16 protein-coding genes are annotated in these 18,674 nt (G+C 54.6%); 11 read left to right on the forward strand and 5 right to left on the reverse strand.

Annotated features, from left to right (window positions below; genetic code table 11):
• Nucleotides 1–41: 41 nt before the first annotated feature.
• A complete protein-coding gene (nfo, locus tag HV242_RS15195; RefSeq protein WP_014170917.1) occupies nt 42–899 on the forward strand; it encodes a deoxyribonuclease IV in 858 nt (285 codons plus the stop codon).
• 47 nt (nt 900–946) lie between these two features.
• On the opposite strand, the gene fruA is transcribed toward nfo, so the two are convergent.
• The 3 genes from fruA to fruB are packed head-to-tail and all read right to left on the reverse strand — an operon-like array spanning nt 947 to nt 4,714.
• Complete coding sequence (gene fruA, locus HV242_RS15200; protein ID WP_025203638.1) at nt 947–2,629, reverse strand: PTS fructose transporter subunit IIBC; 1,683 nt, start codon at nt 2,627–2,629, stop codon at nt 947–949.
• Nucleotides 2,630–2,645: 16 nt separating this feature from the next.
• The gene (gene fruK, locus HV242_RS15205; RefSeq protein WP_014170919.1) at nt 2,646–3,584 is read right to left on the reverse strand and encodes a 1-phosphofructokinase; all 939 of its coding nucleotides are present in this window, start codon (nt 3,582–3,584) and stop codon (nt 2,646–2,648) included.
• Entirely contained in the window at nt 3,584–4,714 is a 1,131-nt protein-coding gene (gene fruB, locus HV242_RS15210; protein ID WP_014170920.1) for a fused PTS fructose transporter subunit IIA/HPr protein, read from the reverse strand. Before fruB ends, fruK begins: the two co-directional genes overlap by 1 nt.
• Before the next feature lie 360 nt (nt 4,715–5,074).
• Here fruB and setB point away from each other — a divergent pair, with 360 nt between their 5' ends.
• On the forward strand, nt 5,075–6,256 hold the full coding sequence (gene setB, locus HV242_RS15215; RefSeq protein WP_063858292.1) for a sugar efflux transporter SetB: 1,182 nt from the start codon (nt 5,075–5,077) through the stop codon (nt 6,254–6,256).
• Here setB and HV242_RS15220 read toward each other — a convergent pair.
• Nucleotides 6,253–6,507 carry a YkgJ family cysteine cluster protein gene (locus tag HV242_RS15220; protein WP_025203636.1) on the reverse strand — a complete coding sequence of 85 codons (255 nt, stop codon included), beginning with the start codon at nt 6,505–6,507 and terminating at the stop codon, nt 6,253–6,255. The genes setB and HV242_RS15220 overlap by 4 nt on opposite strands.
• A 164-nt stretch (nt 6,508–6,671) precedes the next feature.
• Here HV242_RS15220 and yeiP point away from each other — a divergent pair, with 164 nt between their 5' ends.
• The gene (gene yeiP, locus HV242_RS15225; protein ID WP_008500940.1) at nt 6,672–7,244 is read left to right on the forward strand and encodes an elongation factor P-like protein YeiP; all 573 of its coding nucleotides are present in this window, start codon (nt 6,672–6,674) and stop codon (nt 7,242–7,244) included.
• Between the two features lie 43 nt (nt 7,245–7,287).
• On the opposite strand, the gene uxuA is transcribed toward yeiP, so the two are convergent.
• Nucleotides 7,288–8,478 (reverse strand): mannonate dehydratase, encoded by a 1,191-nt coding sequence (gene uxuA, locus HV242_RS15230; protein ID WP_032678583.1) that lies wholly within the window; start codon nt 8,476–8,478, stop codon nt 7,288–7,290.
• 204 nt (nt 8,479–8,682) lie between these two features.
• Between uxuA and HV242_RS15235 the strand changes: the two genes are divergently transcribed.
• From HV242_RS15235 to HV242_RS15270, 8 genes are all read left to right on the forward strand, one after another.
• On the forward strand, nt 8,683–10,149 hold the full coding sequence (locus HV242_RS15235) for a mannitol dehydrogenase family protein (RefSeq protein WP_050737112.1): 1,467 nt from the start codon (nt 8,683–8,685) through the stop codon (nt 10,147–10,149).
• A gap of 123 nt (nt 10,150–10,272) precedes the next feature.
• Nucleotides 10,273–11,259, forward strand: coding sequence for a CobW family GTP-binding protein (locus HV242_RS15240; RefSeq protein WP_050737113.1), 987 nt, complete (start codon nt 10,273–10,275; stop codon nt 11,257–11,259).
• A gap of 33 nt (nt 11,260–11,292) precedes the next feature.
• Nucleotides 11,293–12,006, forward strand: coding sequence for a phosphatase PAP2 family protein (locus HV242_RS15245; protein WP_025203633.1), 714 nt, complete (start codon nt 11,293–11,295; stop codon nt 12,004–12,006).
• 416 nt (nt 12,007–12,422) lie between these two features.
• Entirely contained in the window at nt 12,423–12,992 is a 570-nt protein-coding gene (mepS, locus tag HV242_RS15250) for a bifunctional murein DD-endopeptidase/murein LD-carboxypeptidase (RefSeq protein ID WP_014170930.1), read from the forward strand.
• A gap of 127 nt (nt 12,993–13,119) precedes the next feature.
• Nucleotides 13,120–14,661, forward strand: a complete 1,542-nt coding sequence (locus tag HV242_RS15255) for a cyclic di-GMP phosphodiesterase (protein ID WP_020883182.1) — start codon at nt 13,120–13,122, stop codon at nt 14,659–14,661.
• 77 nt (nt 14,662–14,738) lie between these two features.
• Complete coding sequence (locus HV242_RS15260) at nt 14,739–16,544, forward strand: extracellular solute-binding protein (protein ID WP_050737114.1); 1,806 nt, start codon at nt 14,739–14,741, stop codon at nt 16,542–16,544.
• Nucleotides 16,545–16,553: 9 nt separating this feature from the next.
• On the forward strand, nt 16,554–17,648 hold the full coding sequence (locus HV242_RS15265; protein ID WP_014170933.1) for a microcin C ABC transporter permease YejB: 1,095 nt from the start codon (nt 16,554–16,556) through the stop codon (nt 17,646–17,648).
• On the forward strand, nt 17,648–18,673 hold the full coding sequence (locus tag HV242_RS15270; protein ID WP_050737115.1) for an ABC transporter permease: 1,026 nt from the start codon (nt 17,648–17,650) through the stop codon (nt 18,671–18,673). The genes HV242_RS15265 and HV242_RS15270 overlap by 1 nt, the downstream gene beginning before the upstream one ends.
• Nucleotide 18,674: the final 1 nt, after the last annotated feature.

An 18,674-nucleotide genomic window follows, 5' to 3' on the forward strand; every position in this document is an offset into this window, starting at 1 on the left:
ACCCGCTATCATACGTATTTCGGGTTAACAGGAGTCCCTTTATGAAATATGTTGGAGCGCACGTCAGCGCTGCAGGTGGCCTTGCGAATGCCGCCATTCGCGCCGCCGAAATTGAGGCGACCGCTTTCGCCCTGTTCACCAAGAACCAGCGCCAGTGGCGCGCCGCCCCGCTCACCTCTGAAGTGATTGATGATTTCAAAGCCGCCTGTGAGAAATACCACTACGGGCCGGGTCAAATCCTTCCCCACGACAGCTATCTCATTAACCTCGGCCATCCCGTGCAGGAGGCGCTGGAGAAATCCCGCGAGGCGTTTCTTGATGAAGTGCAGCGCTGCGAGCAGCTTGGGCTGACGCTGTTGAACTTCCATCCGGGAAGTCATCTGATGCAGATTGACGAAGATGCCTGTCTGGCGCGCATTGCCGAATCCATCAACATCACGCTGGATAAAACCCAGGGCGTGACAGCGGTCATCGAGAACACCGCCGGGCAGGGCAGTAACCTCGGCTTTAAGTTCGAACATCTGGCGGCCATTATTGACGGCGTGGAGGATAAATCCCGCGTGGGCGTATGTATTGATACCTGCCATGCCTTTGCAGCGGGTTACGATCTGCGAACGCTTGATGAGACGAAAAAGACCTTCGATGAGTTTGAACGCATTGTGGGCTTCAAGTATCTGCGCGGAATGCACTTGAACGATGCGAAAAGCGCGTTTGGCAGCCGCGTGGACCGCCATCACAGCCTCGGTGAAGGCAATATCGGCCACGATGCGTTTCGCTTTATTATGCAGGATGCCCGTTTCGACGGTATCCCGATGGTGCTGGAAACCATTAATCCGGACATCTGGGCAGAAGAGATTGCCTGGCTGAAGGCACAGCAAACCGCTGAACAGGCGGCATAAAAAAAGCCGGGTCGCATAAGCACCCGGCTTTTTTATTGTTTTACCGCTTACGCCGCTTTCGCGACCCCTTCCGCTTCCGGACGTTTCAGCACCGCGTAAGAGAGACCTGCCACCAGCGTACCGGCCACAATCGCCAGCAGATAACCCAGCACTGGCGTGATTGCACCTGGGATCAGCAGCACGAACAGACCGCCGTGTGGTGCCATCAGTTTCGCGCCAACCGCCATGGAGATAGCACCGGTTACCGCGCCCCCCACGATACAGCATGGCAGCACGCGCATTGGGTCACGCGCCGCGAACGGAATTGCCCCTTCGGTGATAAAGCACAGGCCAAGTACAAGGGCGGCTTTCCCCCCTTCCTGCTGCGCTTTGTCGAATTTACGACGTGCAATGATGGTTGCCAGGCCAAGAGCCAATGGTGGCACCATACCGGCCGCCATAATCGCTGCCATTGGCGCGTAGGTCTGGGTACTCAGCAGGCCAACACCGAATGCGTATGCTGCTTTGTTCACCGGGCCACCCATGTCGGTACACATCATGCCACCGAGAATAGCTCCCAGCAGTACCGCATTCGCAGTACCCATGGTTTGCAGCCAGTGGGTCAGACCCGCCAGGATACCCGCTACAGGTTTACCGATGAGGTAAATCATCGCCAGGCCCACCACCAGGCTGGAAATCAACGGAATGATCAGAATCGGTTTCAGCGCTTCCATACTCTGCGGCAGTTTCAGCTTCGAGCTGATAAGCTTCGCAACGTAACCCGCCAGGAAACCGGCAATGATACCGCCGATAAAGCCAGAACCGGTGCTCACCGCCAGCATACCGCCGATAAGACCCGGCGTCAGGCCCGGACGGTCAGCGATGGAGAAGGCGATAAAGCCTGCCAGCACCGGCACCATCAGGGCAAACGCGGAACCACCACCAATCTGCATCAGGGCAGCAGCCAGCGTGCCTTCTTCTTTAAACGCGGTAATACCAAACGCGAACGAGAGGGCAATACACAGACCGCCCGCCACCACCATCGGCAGCATATAAGACACACCGGTCAGTAGATGGCGATAGGCGCCAGCTGACTCTTTCTTACCTTCCGTCGCAGTTTGCGTGGACCCCGTTGCCTGATACGGCTTCGCTTCCACCAGCGCTTTATCAAACTCCTGAGCGGTCTTTTTCAGCGCCAGGCCCGTTGACGTGCGGTACATCGGCTTACCGGCAAATTTCGCCAGGTCCACTTCGATGTCAGCCGCAACCATCACCAGATCGGCCTCAGCCACCTCTTCTGGGGTGATTGCGTTGCCCGCACCAACGGATCCACGTGTTTCAACTTTTACCCACCAGCCGCGTTTTTTCGCTTCGGTTTCAATGGCTTCAGCCGCCATAAAGGTATGAGCCACGCCCGTCGGGCAGGCCGTGATCGCCACAATACGTTTTGGTCCGGACGCGGCAACCGGCGCCGCGACCGGTGCGCTGTAAACAGACGCATGACCTTTCGCTTCGCTCAGGAACAGTTCCGGGTGTGCCACCGCGCGATTGATATCGCCCAGCCACACTTTTTTGCCATTCAGCGCACTGTCAGCGGGAATTTTATCACCCAGAACAATCACCATTTCGGCGTCGCCCGGGTTATCCGTCATCTCGAGATGTGCTTTGTTCGCCGCCGCTCCCAGCAAGGTCTTCGCCATATAGGCGCGAGCCTGTCCGAGACCGGAGTCAATGATCAGCAGCGTTTTCATTATTCCTCTCCTGCTGTTAGTTAAAAGGTTTTAAGTCAACGCGCGCCATCATCGCGGCTAACTGGGTACGATCGGTAATACCGACATTGCTCTGGCTAACGGCCAGGGCAGCAACGGCGGTGGCAAGACGTAAAGTATGTTCACTGGATTCACGCATCAGCAGGCCATAAATCAGACCGCCAACCATTGAATCCCCTGCGCCAACGGTGCTGACAACGTCAACCGATGGCGGCTTGGCGATCCATTCGCCAGAAGCGTTAACCCACAGCGCCCCTTCTGCACCAAGAGAGATAACCACGTGAGCGATACCCTGCTCGCGCAGCGCATGGGCAGCGTCAATCACATCTTTTAATTCTGGCAGCTTACGGCCAGCCCAGATCTCCAGTTCGCGGCGATTCGGCTTCACCAGCCACGGCGAGGCTTTCAGGCCGGCGACCAGCGCGTCACGGCTGCTGTCAAAAATAATGCATGGGCACTGGCTTCGCAGACGCGTCATCCAGTCGGTGAACGCTTCAGGGCTCACGCCGGACGGCAGGCTGCCGCTGACGCAGACCATGTCGAACTGACCAAGCCAGGTCAGAGAGTCGTTCACGAAGCGCTCCCAGTCTGACGGAGTCACCTCGAAGCCTGAGAAGTTCAGATCGGTCACTTCGCCGTCTTTCTCCGTCAGCTTGACGTTGATACGGGTACGGCCCTGAACAACCTGAAAACGATTAGCAATCCCCAGTTCGCTGAACAGCTGCTGGAAACCATCCTGGTTATCTTTACCGAGGAATCCGCCCACGGTGACATCGATACCGAGATCCTTGAGCACTTTCGCGACGTTAATCCCTTTACCTGCAGCATGCAGGCCAGTGGTACGCACGAGGTTTACTTCGCCGCGCTCAATCTCCGGGCAAAACCCCACCAGGTCGTATGCCGGGTTCAGCGTAATAGTCGCAACACGTCTGCTCATTATGCGCCCTCCCCCAGACCTGCCGCGATGGCGTCGCCAATCGCTTTCAGCGCCTGTTCAGCATCAGCACCCTGTGCGGTAAAGCGCAGACGGTGACCTTTCTTCACGCCCAGCGCGACAACTTTCATCAGGCTACGGCCGTTGGCCGGTTTGCCCGTGCCATCAAGGTTAGTCACGGTAATCTCACTTTCGAATTGTTTAATGGTATTCACCAGCATGGTGCCAGGACGGGCATGCAGGCCGTGCTCGTTACGCACTACAAACTCAGCGGTCAGCACGTCATCAGTCAGCACATCATCGCTGGTCAGCAGCGCCAGCAGCGTGCTTGCGTCAGCGTTCAGCAGTTTTTCAGCCTTGTCATTCAGCAGCAGATCGCCAAGACGTTTTAGCGCGGAAACCGGCTGTTCATCGGTCATCGCGACGGTGACCAGCATCGCAGCGTGCGCGCCCTCAACGTCAAACGCGTTGGCCGCGCGGCTCACCGCGATAGCGCTGCGCAGGTTGCCTTCAGCACTGTCGTTCAGCCAGATACCTTGTCCCAGGTTCAGCGGCTTCTCATTGATAACGCGCGTGATAAAGGACGCGTCTACCGCACCGGCTTCTTTCAGACGGCCTGCGTTCAGCGCCTGCAGCGTGACCAGATCGCTCGCCACAACATCCAGGGTCAATGTTTCATTATCCAGTTTCAGCGCTTCACTCTGTTTTTCGCCCATCAGCAACGCGCGCAGCTCTTCCGCCGTCGTCGCGGACTTCAGCTGTTCAGCCACCGAATCATCGCTCAGCACATGCGTCAGCTGACGCAGCAGGCCCAGGTGCTCGTCGCTGCTGGCAGCGATACCGATTGCCACGTAAGCAACCTGACCGTCGCCCCACACCACACCCTGAGGGAACTGATAAACCTGAACGCCGGTTTTCAGCACCTGATCGCGGGTGTCCGTTGTACCGTGCGGAATGGCGATGCCATTGCCGAGGAAAGTGGAGGTCTGCTGCTCGCGCGCCAGCATGCCGTTAACGTAGCCGTCCGCGACATTACCCGCCTGCACAAGGGCAGCGGCAACCTGGCGAATGGCCTCTTCTTTGTTCCCGGCCTGAGCGCCCGGGTGGATATCCTGAACAGATAACTGGAACATGGTTCTCCTCTCCTGCTGAACTTGAATCGTTTCAGCTTAAATGAGAAAAAATGCGCTAGCCTGCTCCGTTTGTTAAAACAAGATAGCGCTGAAACGTTTCAAAAAGTCTTGCGCTTTCTGCTTAACCTTGCAAGAAAAGTTACAAATGGCGATGCAGAATTTAGAGATACAGCACATTTCTTCTTCGCTCAGCTGAATCTTGCTGACGTTCAGCAAGTCAGTTTCAGCTAAGTTCAGCCCGCGACTGTTAATTGAAATGGCATTTTGATTTTTCGTGGCGAAATTGACCGCAGTACCTGTTTATTTTCTGACAAGCGTCGTACACTCCGCGTCTCTTTATGACTTGCTGATACTGAAAGTATGCATAACACCCCTGCCGCCGCCTCGCCAAAACCCTTTGATTTGACGTCCACGGCGTTTTTGATTGTTGCCTTCCTTACCGGCATTGCCGGGGCGTTACAGACGCCCACGCTGAGCCTGTTTCTGACCAATGAAGTCCACGCCCGTCCGGCAATGGTTGGCTTCTTTTTTACCGGCAGTGCCATCATCGGCATTCTGGTGAGTCAGTTTCTGGCGGGGCGTTCCGACAGAAAAGGCGATCGTAAAAGACTGATCGTCTTTTGCTGCCTTCTCGGGGTGTTTGCCTGCGTGTTGTTTGCTTTTAACCGCAACTATCTCATCCTGCTGTTCGTGGGGGTGTTCCTGAGCAGCTTCGGTTCCACGGCGAACCCGCAGATGTTCGCCCTCGCCCGCGAGCACGCCGACCATACCGGTCGTGAAGCGGTGATGTTCAGCTCTATTCTGCGTGCCCAGGTGTCGCTGGCATGGGTCATTGGCCCGCCGCTGGCGTATGCCCTGGCGATGGGATTTGGCTTTACGGTGATGTACCTGAGTGCGGCTGTCGCGTTTGTGGTGTGCGGCACCATGGTGTGGTTCTTCCTGCCGTCGATGCGCAAAGAGCCTAAAGTGGCTTCAGGCGTACTGGAAGCCCCGCGCCGTAACCGTCGTGATGCGCTGCTCCTGTTTGTTATCTGTACGTTGATGTGGGGAACAAACAGCCTTTATATTATCAACATGCCACTGTTTATTATTGATGAGCTGCATCTGCCAGAGAAGCTGGCGGGCATTATGATGGGAACCGCGGCCGGGCTTGAGATCCCGACCATGCTGATCGCGGGCTATTACGCGAAGCGTTTCGGAAAGCGTTTTTTAATGCGCATCGCGGCTGTCGCAGGACTGCTGTTCTATATCGGTATGCTGACGGTGCACACGCCAGGACTCTTGCTGGCATTGCAGCTTCTCAACGCCATTTATATCGGCATACTCGCCGGGATTGGCATGCTCTATTTCCAGGACCTGATGCCAGGCCAGGCAGGCTCCGCCACCACCCTTTATACCAATACCACTCGCGTGGGCTGGATTATTGCAGGCTCAATGGCCGGCATCGTGGCCGAGATCTGGAGCTATCACACGGTATTCTGGATTGCGCTGGTGATGTGTACGCTGACGATAGCGTGTCTGGTGCGAATTAAGGACGTTTAAGGGGCGGTGAGCGCTTCCAGCTCAAGAAGGTAGGTGATCGCCTGCGCGCGCGTGCTGCCGCACATCTCCGCGGACGGCTGAAGGCCGGAACAGACTTTCGGGCGCAGCGGGGAACCAAAGATCATGCACAGGTTATTTTCAGCAAGCTGCACACAGCGGGTATTAGCAGGTTTGCCGTCCGGCATGCCAGGAATGGGGCTTGAAATGGACGGTGCGGTACAACACGCGCCACAATCGGGACGACAATCCATACAGGCTCTCTTTCGCTGAAGAACGCCCGCGCAGTCGGGCATTGCGCGCACAGTAACACCTTTTGTGTATTGATAGCAAAAGCCACGAATTCCGCTTGCCTGAAAGGCCGAGCACGAGTAATTTGGCGCGATATTTTTTACCACCCGTAAACAGGATTACTGCAATGCCAAGAGCGAACGAAATTAAGAAAGGTATGGTACTGAATTACAACGGCAAGCTGCTGATTGTGAAAGATATCGATATTCAGGCCCCGAGCGCCCGTGGTGCAGCAACGCTGTACAAAATGCGTTTCGCCGATGTGCGTACCGGTCTGAAAGTGGAAGAACGTTTTAAAGGTGACGATATCGTTGATACCGTGACCCTGACCCGCCGCTATGTTGATTTTTCCTACATTGATGGCAACGAATACGTGTTCATGGATAAAGAAGATTACACCCCGTATATCTTCACCAAAGATCAGATTGAAGAAGAACTCCTCTTCATTCCTGAAGGCGGGATGCCTGACATGCAGGTTCTGACCTGGGATGGCGTGCTGCTGGCGCTGGAGCTGCCACAGACCGTGGATCTGGAAATCGTGGAAACGGCTCCGGGCATCAAAGGTGCATCCGCAAGTGCCCGCAACAAACCAGCAACCCTGACGACCGGTCTGGTGGTGCAGGTGCCAGAATACCTCTCCGCGGGCGAGAAAATCCGCATCCATATCGAAGAAAAACGCTATATGGGTCGCGCAGACTAATGCGATATTCGCCCGGTGGCACAACGCCACCGGGCAACAGACGTTACAGCAGTTCCGGGTATTTCGTCATCTTCAGCGCCAGCTCAACGCCCCGCACTTCCGCCATGCCTTTCAGACGACCAATCGCCGAATAACCTGGGTTCGTTTTCTTACGCAGATCGTCCAGCATCTGGTGACCATGATCGGGACGGAACGGGATAGGACGAACGTCACCCGCGTGCTTACGACGTACCTCTTCCGCCAGAATCGCATCCACTACCGCCACCATATTCACATCGCCGCCCAGGTGCGCTGCTTCATGGAAGGTTTTTGGATTATCCTCACGACAGGTCGCACGCAGATGCGTGAAGTGAATACGATCGCCGAAGGTTTCAATCATCTGCACCAGATCGTTATCCGCACGCACGCCGTAAGAGCCGGTACACATGGTGAATCCGTTATAGATACTGTCCACGGTCTCTTTCAGCCACTGCATATCTTCAATCGTGGACACGATACGCGGTAAACCGAGAATAGGACGCGGAGGATCGTCCGGGTGCACAGCCAGGCGTACGCCCGCTTCTTCCGCTACCGGTACGATAGCGCGCAGGAAAAACGCCATGTTTTCACGCAGCTGGTTTTTATCAATATTCCCGTATTCCGCCAGTCGCGCGCGGAACTGATCCAGCGTATAGCCCTCTTCAGCGCCCGGCAGGCCAGCAATAATATTGCGGGTCAGCTTTTCAATCTCGGCGTCACTGGCTGCGTTAAACCACGCGAGCGCCTGCTGCTGCTCTTCAGCCGTGTAATCGGCTTCTGCACCAGGACGTTTCAGGATGTGCAGCTCAAATGCGGCAAAGGCAATCTGATCGAAACGCAGCGCTTTTGAGCCGTCCGGCAACGTGTACTCAAGATCGGTGCGCGTCCAGTCAAGAATGGGCATGAAGTTATAGCAAACAGTATCAATACCGCAGGCCGCCAGGTGACGAATGCTCTGCTGGTAGTTGGCAATCCAGGTCTGATAATCACCTGAATGGGTTTTGATATCTTCGTGAACCGGGATGCTTTCCACCACAGACCAGGTCAGGCCTTTTTCCGCCAGTAGCGCCTGACGCTTTTTGATTTCTTCAATCGGCCATACCTGACCATTAGGAATGTGATGCAGCGCCGTCACGACACCCGTTGCGCCAGCCTGACGCACATCATCAAGAGAAACCGGATCGTTCGGCCCGTACCAACGCCAGGTCTGTTCCATTGCCTCACCTCTAAAGTTATTATACCAATATGGATGACTACGATGACGACTACCATACATGTTTGCCGTAAAGGGTCAACACACCGCCACACATTGATTGATCAAACTCACACTTCGGGGATATTTACGGCTCACCAATTTTATTTGCTGTCATATAACTTTACACTGGCGTTGTTAATTAATGGTTAATCAGGTGTGTATTTCATGAAGACAATTGCCTCCACCTCGCTTCCTGCCCATGTCCAGCTCCCTCGCTACGATCGTAAGCAGTTACGCTCTCGCATCGTCCATTTTGGCTTCGGCGCATTTCACCGCGCGCATCAGGCCTTGTTAACAAACCGGGTGCTGAATGAGAAAGGCGGCGACTGGGGTATTTGTGAGATTAGCCTCTTCAGCGGCGACGTGCTGATGAGCCAGTTGCGCGCACAGGATCATCTCTTCACCGTGCTGGAAAAAGGGGCGGAGGGAAACCAGCCGATTATCGTCGGTGCCGTCCATGAATGTCTGAACGCAAAACTGGATTCTCTGCCTGCCATCATTGAGAAATTTTGTGAACCTCAGGTCGCCATTGTGTCGCTCACCATCACAGAGAAAGGTTATTGCATCGATCCCGCCACCGGTAATCTGGATTTGCATAACTCCCGGATCGTTCACGATCTGGAGAACCCGTCTGAACCGCACTCCGCGCCAGGGATCCTGGTCGAGGCGCTCCACCGCCGCCGTGAACGCGGCTTGTCCGCTTTTACCGTCCTCTCCTGCGACAACATCCCTGATAACGGCCATGTGGTGAAAAACGCGGTACTGGGGATGGCCCAGAAACGCGACCCGGCGCTGGCAGAGTGGATTGATTCACATGTGAGCTTTCCGGGGACCATGGTCGACCGAATTGTCCCCGCCGCGACCGAGGCGTCGCTGGCAGAAATCACGAAAGAGCTTGGAGTAGAAGATCCTTGTGCTATCAGCTGCGAACCGTTTATTCAGTGGGTAGTGGAAGACAACTTTGTTGCCGGACGCCCGGCATGGGAAGTGGCTGGTGTACAAATGGTGCAGGACGTGCTGCCGTGGGAACAGATGAAGTTGCGCATGCTCAACGGCAGCCACTCTTTCCTCGCGTATCTGGGCTACCTCGCCGGGTATGCGCACATCAACGAATGTATGGAAGACACCGCTTTTCGCGAAGCCGCACGTCGGTTAATGCTAAATGAGCAGGCTCCTACGCTGCGTATTAAGGATGTCGACCTCACGGCTTATGCCGATAGCCTGCTCGAACGCTTTGCCAATCCGGCACTGCAGCACCGGACCTGGCAAATTGCGATGGACGGAAGCCAGAAATTGCCGCAACGCATGCTGGATGGGATCCGCATCCATCTTGAACGGAAAACCGCGTGGCCGCTGCTGGCCCTGGGCGTTGCAGGCTGGATCCGCTACGTCAGCGGTACCGACGAGCGCGGCGACGCGATTGATGTGCGCGATCCGCTGAGCGATAAAATCCGCACCCTTGTTGCAGCCAGCAGCGACGCTGAGCGCGTCAACGCCCTGCTGGGGCTGAGTGAAATCTTTGGTCACGATCTCGCACAAAATAGCATTTTCGTGGAGGCCATCAGCCAGGCCTATCAGCGCATCGCCCGCCATGGCGCGCGTCAGGCTGTTATCGAAACGTTAAATATTTAGCGATTATTGCGCTTAAGGCGAACGGCGATTGCCTCCGTTCGCCCTCCCCCTTCTCATTGCGCCCGTTTTTCGCCAGGATGATGGATAATTGTTATAGCATCACAATTATCGACTGGAGCGCACGTGACCAAAACCAACCTCATTACCGGTTTTCTCGGCAGCGGTAAAACCACTTCAATTCTCCACCTGTTGGCCAATAAGGATCCGGCAGAAAAATGGGCCGTCCTGGTCAATGAATTTGGCGAAGTGGGTATTGATGGCGCATTACTGGCAGACAGCGGCGCGATGATCAAAGAGATCCCCGGTGGCTGCATGTGCTGCGTAAATGGTCTGCCGATGCAGGTCGGGCTGAATACGCTGCTGCGTCAGGGCAAACCAGACCGTCTGCTGATTGAACCGACCGGGCTGGGTCATCCGAAGCAAATTCTCGATTTACTGACCGCGCCGGTCTACGAGCCGTGGATCGATCTGCGTGCCACGCTGTGCCTGCTGGACCCCCGTCAGCTGCTGGATGAAAAAGCCGTGACCAACGAGAACTTCCGCGACCAGCTCGCCTCGGCAGATATTATCGTCGCCAATAAAGAGGATCGCGCAACGGCGGAAAGCCAGTCCGCACTGGAGACATGGTGGCAGCACTTCGGTGGCAACCGTCAGCGGGTGCAGACCACCCAGGGGAAAATTGATAACGCCCTGCTTGACCTGCCTCGCCTGAACCTGGCGGCGCTCCCGGCAAGCGCGGAACACGCCCACAGCCATCCGCAAAAACAGGGTCTGGCTGCCCTGAGTCTGCCGGAACACCAGCGCTGGCGTCGTAACCTTAACAGCGGCCAGGGCTATCAGGCCTGCGGATGGATTTTCGATGCGGATACCGTATTCGACACCATCGGCGTACTCGAATGGGCCAGACTGGCTCCGGTCGATCGTGTTAAAGGAATCATGCGCACCCCGGAAGGGCTGGTGCGGATCAACCGTCAGGGCGAAGATTTCTTTATCGAAACGCAAAATGTGGCGCCACCTGATAGCCGAATAGAGTTAATTAGTGCGGTTAACGCCGACTGGAATGCCCTGCAGTCCAGCCTGTTGAAGCTTCGTTTAAGTTTGGGCGGCTAACGTTGCCCCAGATTTCACTCTATGCTGAATGTTATGACGACTCGACTTCCCCTGATATTACTGCTTAATGTCGCCGGTCTGGCGCTCTTTTTCTCCTGGTATATCCCGGCGAATCATGGTGTCTGGTTTCCGCTGGATTCTGCCATTTTTCACTTCTTCAACCAGGAACTGGTGAAGAGCGAAGCCTTCCTGTGGCTGGTAGCTATCACGAATAACCGCGCCTTTGACGGCTGCTCGCTGCTGGCGATGGGCGGCCTGATGCTCTCTTTCTGGCTGAAAGAGGACAAAACAGGACGCCGCCGTATTCTGATTATTGGTTTGATGATGTTGCTGCTTGCGGTGGTAATTAACCAGCTGGCAACGGCCATTATTCCGGTTAAGCGTTCCAGCCCAACGCTCTTCTTCCCCGATATTTATCGCGTCAGCGAGCTGCTGCATATTCCAACGAAAGATGCGTCGAAGGCCAGTTTCCCGGGCGATCACGGAATGATGCTGCTTATTTTTTCCGGCGTGATGCTCCGCTATTTCGGCCGAAAAGCCTTTGCGATAGCCCTGATTATTTTTGTGGTTTTTGCCTTCCCACGGGTAATGATTGGCGCTCACTGGTTCACTGATATTGCAGTCGGTTCGCTCTCTTCTGTGCTGGTTGCGCTGCCGTGGTGTCTGATGACACCGCTGAGCGACAAGATAATAGCCGTGTTCGATCGCTACCTCCCCGGCAAAACGCAACAAATCAGAAACCAATAATTAACCTTAATTAACACTATGCATCAGGGATCGTTTTGATCCTTGATGCACTTTTCTCCCCTTTCACCCCCTCCCGTCATCATTTCGTCACAATATTCGTGATAAAAATGAATGTGTTGCACGGTTTTTAACCTTGATCGTGCGTTTTTTGAACAATTATCAATTTTTACTTTCTGTATCACAATTTCTTATAAAAAAAAGGCTTTTTTTGCTCGCAATACCCCATGCAATCGGTTAATCTCGAACTCGTTTTGCCCCATAGAGATAATTATTTCGCTGGTGAATAAATTTGTGCGCTACGCCACAAATGTGATCAGAAAGAATTGTCTCATTGTGAACAGATAATTAGTCTCGTCACGTTTGGCATTTTTTATAACGATATTTGTCGTTAAGGACTTCAAGGGATAATAAACAAAATGGTCAAATCTCAACCGATTTTGAGATATATCTTACGGGGGATCCCGGCGATAGCAGTGGCGGTACTGTTATCTGCATGTAGTACATCGAACACCGCAAAGAATATGCATCCTGAGACGCGTGTTGTGGGAATGGAAGATTCCTCGTCACTGCAAGCCTCTCAGGATGAATTTGAAAATATGGTACGTAATCTGGACGTGAAGTCCCGTATTATGGACCAGTATGCTGACTGGAAAGGCGTGCGTTATCGTCTTGGCGGCAGCACCAAAAAAGGCATTGATTGTTCCGGTTTCGTACAGCGTACTTTCCGTGAGCAGTTTGGGTTAGATCTTCCGCGTTCAACTTACGAACAGCAGGAGATGGGCAAGTCGATTTCACGCACTAAACTGCGCACCGGGGATTTAGTCCTGTTCCGTGCGGGTTCGACAGGTCGACATGTTGGCATCTACATTGGCAATGACCAGTTTGTACATGCCTCCACCAGCAGCGGTGTAACCATTTCCAGCATGAACGAACCTTACTGGAAGAAGCGCTATAACGAAGCGCGACGCGTACTGACCCGCAGTTAAAATAATCATTGTATCGTTGGTTATCCCTTGGCCGACGATATGATAAAAAAAAGCACTGCTTCGGCGGTGTTTTTTTTTGCCCGTTACACTGAATACATTCAGCGGCAATCCAGGAACCACGACGTCTATGTTCACCCGCTACTTCTCCAGTAATCGCAAGATACTTTTCCTCAGCCTTATCACCGGCCTGATCACAGCCCTGCTCCTGGGTTCATTGCAATTTTTCTGGAGCTACCACAAGCGGGAAGTCAGATTCGACACCCTGATTGACGACGTGAGCATCTACATGGAAAGCTACTTCGATGAGTTGAAAAGCTCTATCGATCTCCTTCAGCCGCTCACGCTGAACAGCTGCCACGACGTCAACGCGGAGCTGACCTCTCGCGCGGCCTTTAGCCTTAACGTGCGCGCCTTTTTGCTGGTCAGGGATAAACTGGCGTACTGCTCTTCAGCCACCGGTCCGATGAACGTCCCGATGGAAGAGCTGATACCCGAGCTGCACATCGATAAACAGATTGATATGGCGTTACTGCCGGGCACACCGATGATGCCGCACAGACCCGCGATTGCCATCTGGTATCGAAATCCGCTGGTGAAGGACGGCGGCGTGTTTACTTCGGTAAACATCAACCTGACTCCCTATATGCTTTACACCGCACGCCAGAACGAGTTCGCGGGCATTGCCATCATCATTGGCGACAATGCGTTGTCGACCAGGTCCGCCACACTGGTGAAGGCACAGGATTTACATGAAACGCCGGCACGCACCGCGACCCTAAAAGAGGTTCCGCTGACGATCAAACTGTACGCCGAAGAGTGGACGAGCGATGAAATCCTGTTCGCGGTGTTCTTTGGACTGGTCTGCGGGATCGCGGCCGGCTCGCTTAATTTCTATATCCTCACCACGCGTCTTAACCCAGGCAAAGAGATCCTGAGCGCCATTAAACGCGGTCAGTTTTATGTGGTGTATCAGCCTGTTGTGGATGCAGAGACGCTGCAAATGCGTGGTGTCGAAGTCCTGATGCGCTGGAAACACCCGACGATGGGGGAAATTCCGCCTGATGCCTTTATCAACTTCGCCGAAGCGCAGAAGCTGATTGTGCCGCTGACGCTGCATCTTTTTGACCTCATCATCCGCGACGCGCCGGTATTACAGACCCTTCTGCCACCGGGCGCAAAACTGGGCATTAACATTGCGCCGGGGCATCTGCATGCGGAAAGCTTCAAAGAGGATATGCGCACTTTCCTGGACTTAATGCCGCCGGATCATTTCCAGATCGTGCTGGAAATCACCGAGCGCGACATGGTTAACCATCGGGAAGCCAACAATCTTTTCGAATGGCTGCACAATGAAGGCTTTGAAATTGCGATTGATGATTTTGGTACCGGCCACAGTGCGCTGATTTACCTTGAGCGTTTCACCATGGATTACATCAAAATTGACCGGGGTTTTGTCAACGCGATTGGGACGGAAACCGTGACCTCCCCGGTGCTTGATGCCGTACTCACCCTGGCAAGACGACTGAATATGTCGACCGTCGCCGAAGGGGTGGAGACGCCGGAGCAGGCAGCCTGGCTGCGCGAACATGGCGTTGTTTTCCTTCAGGGTTACTGGATTAGCCGCCCGATGCCGCTGGAGCAGTTCCGCCAATGGCAGCCTGAACGTTGAATGATTTCACATTGCCCGTGACGTCACTTATTATTCAGCTTAACTGAGCCGGTCAGTCGAAAGGGAGCCGCCGCGAGATGCTTATGCGCTTTATGTTGCTGCTGTTGGCATTAACGAGCCTGTCCAGCCAGGCGCAAACCATCAAAGAGAACATCGCGTTCTCTGTGATTGGTGAGCCAAAGTACGCGGTCAATTTTACGCACTTTGATTACGTCAACCCTGCCGCGCCAAAAGGCGGAAACGTGACTCTCTCCGCCACGGGGACGTTCGACAACTTCAACCGCTTCGCCCTGCGCGGCGTGGCGGCAGCGCGAACAGAATCGCTCTACGATACGCTGTTTGTTACGTCTGATGATGAACCCGGCAGTTACTACCCGCTGATTGCGGACAACGTGCGTTACGCGGATAACTTCGCGTGGGCGGAAATTTCGATTAACCCACGGGCGCGTTTTCACGACGGGACGCCGGTCAAAGCCAGCGACATTGCCTTCACATTTCACAAATTTATGACTGAGGGCGTTCCCCAGTTCCGCATTGTTTACAAAGGCGTTACGGTCAAAGCCATTGCCCCGCTCACGGTGCGTATTGAGCTGAGTGAGCCGAATAAAGAGAACATGCTCAGCCTGTTCTCCCTGCCCGTGATGCCTGAATCGTTCTGGAAAGATCACAAACTTAGCGACCCGCTCTCCACGCCCCCGCTGGCGGGTGGCCCATACCGTATAACTGACTGGCGCATGGGGCAGTATGTTGTCTATTCCCGGGTCAAAGACTACTGGGCGGCAAACCTGCCGGTAAACCGGGGCCGCTGGAATTTCGATACCCTTCGCTACGATTACTACCTTGACGATAACGTGGCATTTGAAGCCTTCAAAGCTGGTGCGTTCGATATGCGCGTGGAGAGCAGCGCTAAAAACTGGGCGACACGGTATATCGGCAAAAACTTCGCTAACGGGTATATCGTTAAAGACGAGCATAAAAACGCGTCCGCTCAGGATACGCGCTGGCTGGCGTTTAATATTCAGCGTCCGGTATTTACTGACCGCCGGGTGCGGGAAGCCATTACCCTGGCCTTTGATTTTGAATGGATGAACAAAGCGCTATTTTACGGCGCTTACAGCCGGGCAAATAGCTATTTCCAGAACACTGAATACGCCGCTCGCGATTACCCAAAAGCGGACGAACTTGTCCTGCTGGCACCGCTGAAAGCAGAACTGCCACCGGAGGTGTTCACGACGGTATTTCAGCCTCCGGCGTCAAAGGGTGACGGCTACGATCGCGACAACCTGCTTAAAGCCAGTAAACTGCTGGATGACGCAGGCTGGCCACTGAAGAATAAAAAACGCGTCGATTCCAGAACGGGCAAACCGTTAAGCTTTGAGCTGCTGCTTGCGTCCGGAAGCAACGATCAGTGGGTGTTGCCGTTTAAGCACAATCTTGAACGGCTGGGGATTACCATGAACATTCGCCAGGTCGACAACGCGCAGCTCACCAACCGCAAACGCAGCCGTGATTACGACATGATGCAAACCCTGTGGCCCGCGCAGCCGTGGCCCAGTTCGGATCTGCAAATCTCCTGGGCATCCAGCTATATCGACTCCTCCTACAATGCGCCGGGGGTGAAAAGCCCGGCGATTGATGCCTTGATTGCGAAAATTGTGGCGGCGCAGGGTGATAAAGAAAAACTCCTGCCGCTGGGACGCGCCCTCGACAGGGTCTTAACCTGGAATTACTACATGCTGCCAATGTGGTATATGGGCGAAGACCGGCTTGCGCGCTGGGACAAGTTCTCCGAGCCTGCCGTACGCCCTGTCTATTCACTGGGCTTCGACACCTGGTGGTATGACGTTAACAAAGCCGCCAGACTTCCCGCTGAGCGGCGATAAGGAATCATCATGGGTGCGTATCTGATCCGCCGTCTCCTGCTGATTATCCCGACCCTCTGGGCAATCATCACGATTAACTTTTTTATTGTGCAAATCGCGCCCGGCGGCCCGGTCGACCAGGCTATTGCAGCCATTGAATTTGGCAACAGCGGCGGCATGCCTGGCGGCGGTGGCGAAGGAATGGGCGCGAGCCATGCCCGCACCGGCCTGGGAAATATCAGTGAAAGCCATTATCGCGGCGGACGTGGCCTGGATCCGGAAGTCATCGCCGAGATCACCCATCGTTATGGCTTCGACAAACCGCTTCACGAGCGGTATTTCAACATGCTCTGGGACTACCTCCGCTTTGATTTTGGCGACAGCCTGTTTCGCAGCGCGTCAGTTTTAACATTGATTAAGCAAAGTCTGCCGGTGTCGATTACCCTGGGGCTGTGGGGAACGTTGATTATTTATCTCGTCTCTATTCCCCTGGGGATCCGTAAAGCGGTTCACAACGGCAGCCGCTTCGATGTCTGGAGCAGCACGTTTATCATCATCGGCTATGCCATTCCGGCGTTTCTGTTTGCCGTTCTGTTGATTGTCTTTTTTGCCGGTGGCAGCTATTTCGATATCTTTCCGTTGCGGGGGCTGGTGTCAGCGGATTTCAGCACCCTGCCCTGGTACAAGAAGATCACCGATTATTTCTGGCACATCACGCTGCCGGTGCTTGCGACCGTCATTGGCGGCTTTGCGGCCCTGACCATGCTGACCAAAAACGCCTTTCTCGATGAAATCCGTAAACAGTACGTTGTGACTGCCCGTGCGAAGGGCGTGGGCGAAAAGCAGATCATGTGGAAACATGTCTTTCGCAACGCCATGCTGCTGGTGATTGCCGGATTTCCTGCCACGTTCATCAGTATGTTTTTTACCGGCTCGCTGCTGATAGAGGTGATGTTCTCCCTCAACGGACTGGGCTTGCTGGGATATGAAGCCACCGTGTCGCGCGATTATCCGGTCATGTTTGGCACACTTTATATCTTCACCCTGATTGGCCTGCTGCTGAATATCATCAGCGATATCAGCTATACGCTGGTTGATCCCCGAATTGATTTTGAGGGCCGCTGATGCCGCGTTTAAGCCCCGTCAACCAGGCCCGATGGGCCCGTTTTCGCCACAACCGCCGCGGCTACTGGTCGCTGTGGATCTTTGCCGTCCTGTTTGTCTTAAGCATGTGTTCGGAATTGATTGCCAACGATAAACCGCTGCTGGTGCACTTTAACGACCGCTGGTATGTGCCCGTTCTCACCCAATACAGCGAAAGCGATTTTGGTGGCCCGTTTGCGACGCCCGCTGAATATCAGGATCCGTGGCTTCGCCAGCAAATTGAACAGCACGGCTGGGCACTCTGGGCGCCGGTGCGTTTTGGCGCAAACAGCATTAACTTTGCGACCACCACCCCCTTCCCTTCCCCGCCTTCCGCGCAAAACTGGCTGGGAACGGATGCCAACGGTGGCGATGTGCTGGCACGCATCCTCTACGGCACGCGGATCTCGATCCTCTTTGGGCTAATGCTGACCGTCTTTTCCAGCGTGATGGGCGTGGTAGCAGGTGCCGTTCAGGGCTACTACGGCGGGAAAATCGACCTGTGGGGTCAACGTTTTATTGAAGTCTGGTCAGGCATGCCGACGCTGTTTCTGATCATTCTGCTTTCAAGCGTGGTACAGCCAAACTTCTGGTGGCTGTTAGGCATTACCGTCATCTTCGGCTGGATGGCGCTGGTAGGCGTGGTGCGGGCGGAATTCCTGCGCACCCGTAATTACGATTACATTCGCGCTGCCCAGGTGCTGGGGGTGAGCGACCGCGGGATCATTTTCCGCCATATGCTTCCTAACGCCGTGGTAGCGACCCTCACTTTCCTGCCGTTTATTCTGTGCAGTTCCATCACTACCCTCACCTCGCTTGATTTCCTTGGCTTCGGGCTCCCTATCGGTTCCCCGTCGCTCGGCGAGCTACTGCTGCAGGGCAAGAACAACCTGCAGGCACCGTGGTTAGGCATCACCGCCTTTCTTGCCGTGGCCGTGCTGCTTTCACTGCTGATTTTTATTGGCGAAGCCGTGCGCGATGCTTTTGATCCCAACAAGGCGGTATAAG

The sequence above is a fragment of the Enterobacter sp. RHBSTW-00593 genome (assembly GCF_013784105.1).
In the GTDB taxonomy this organism is placed as follows: Bacteria; Pseudomonadota; Gammaproteobacteria; order Enterobacterales; family Enterobacteriaceae; genus Enterobacter; species Enterobacter ludwigii.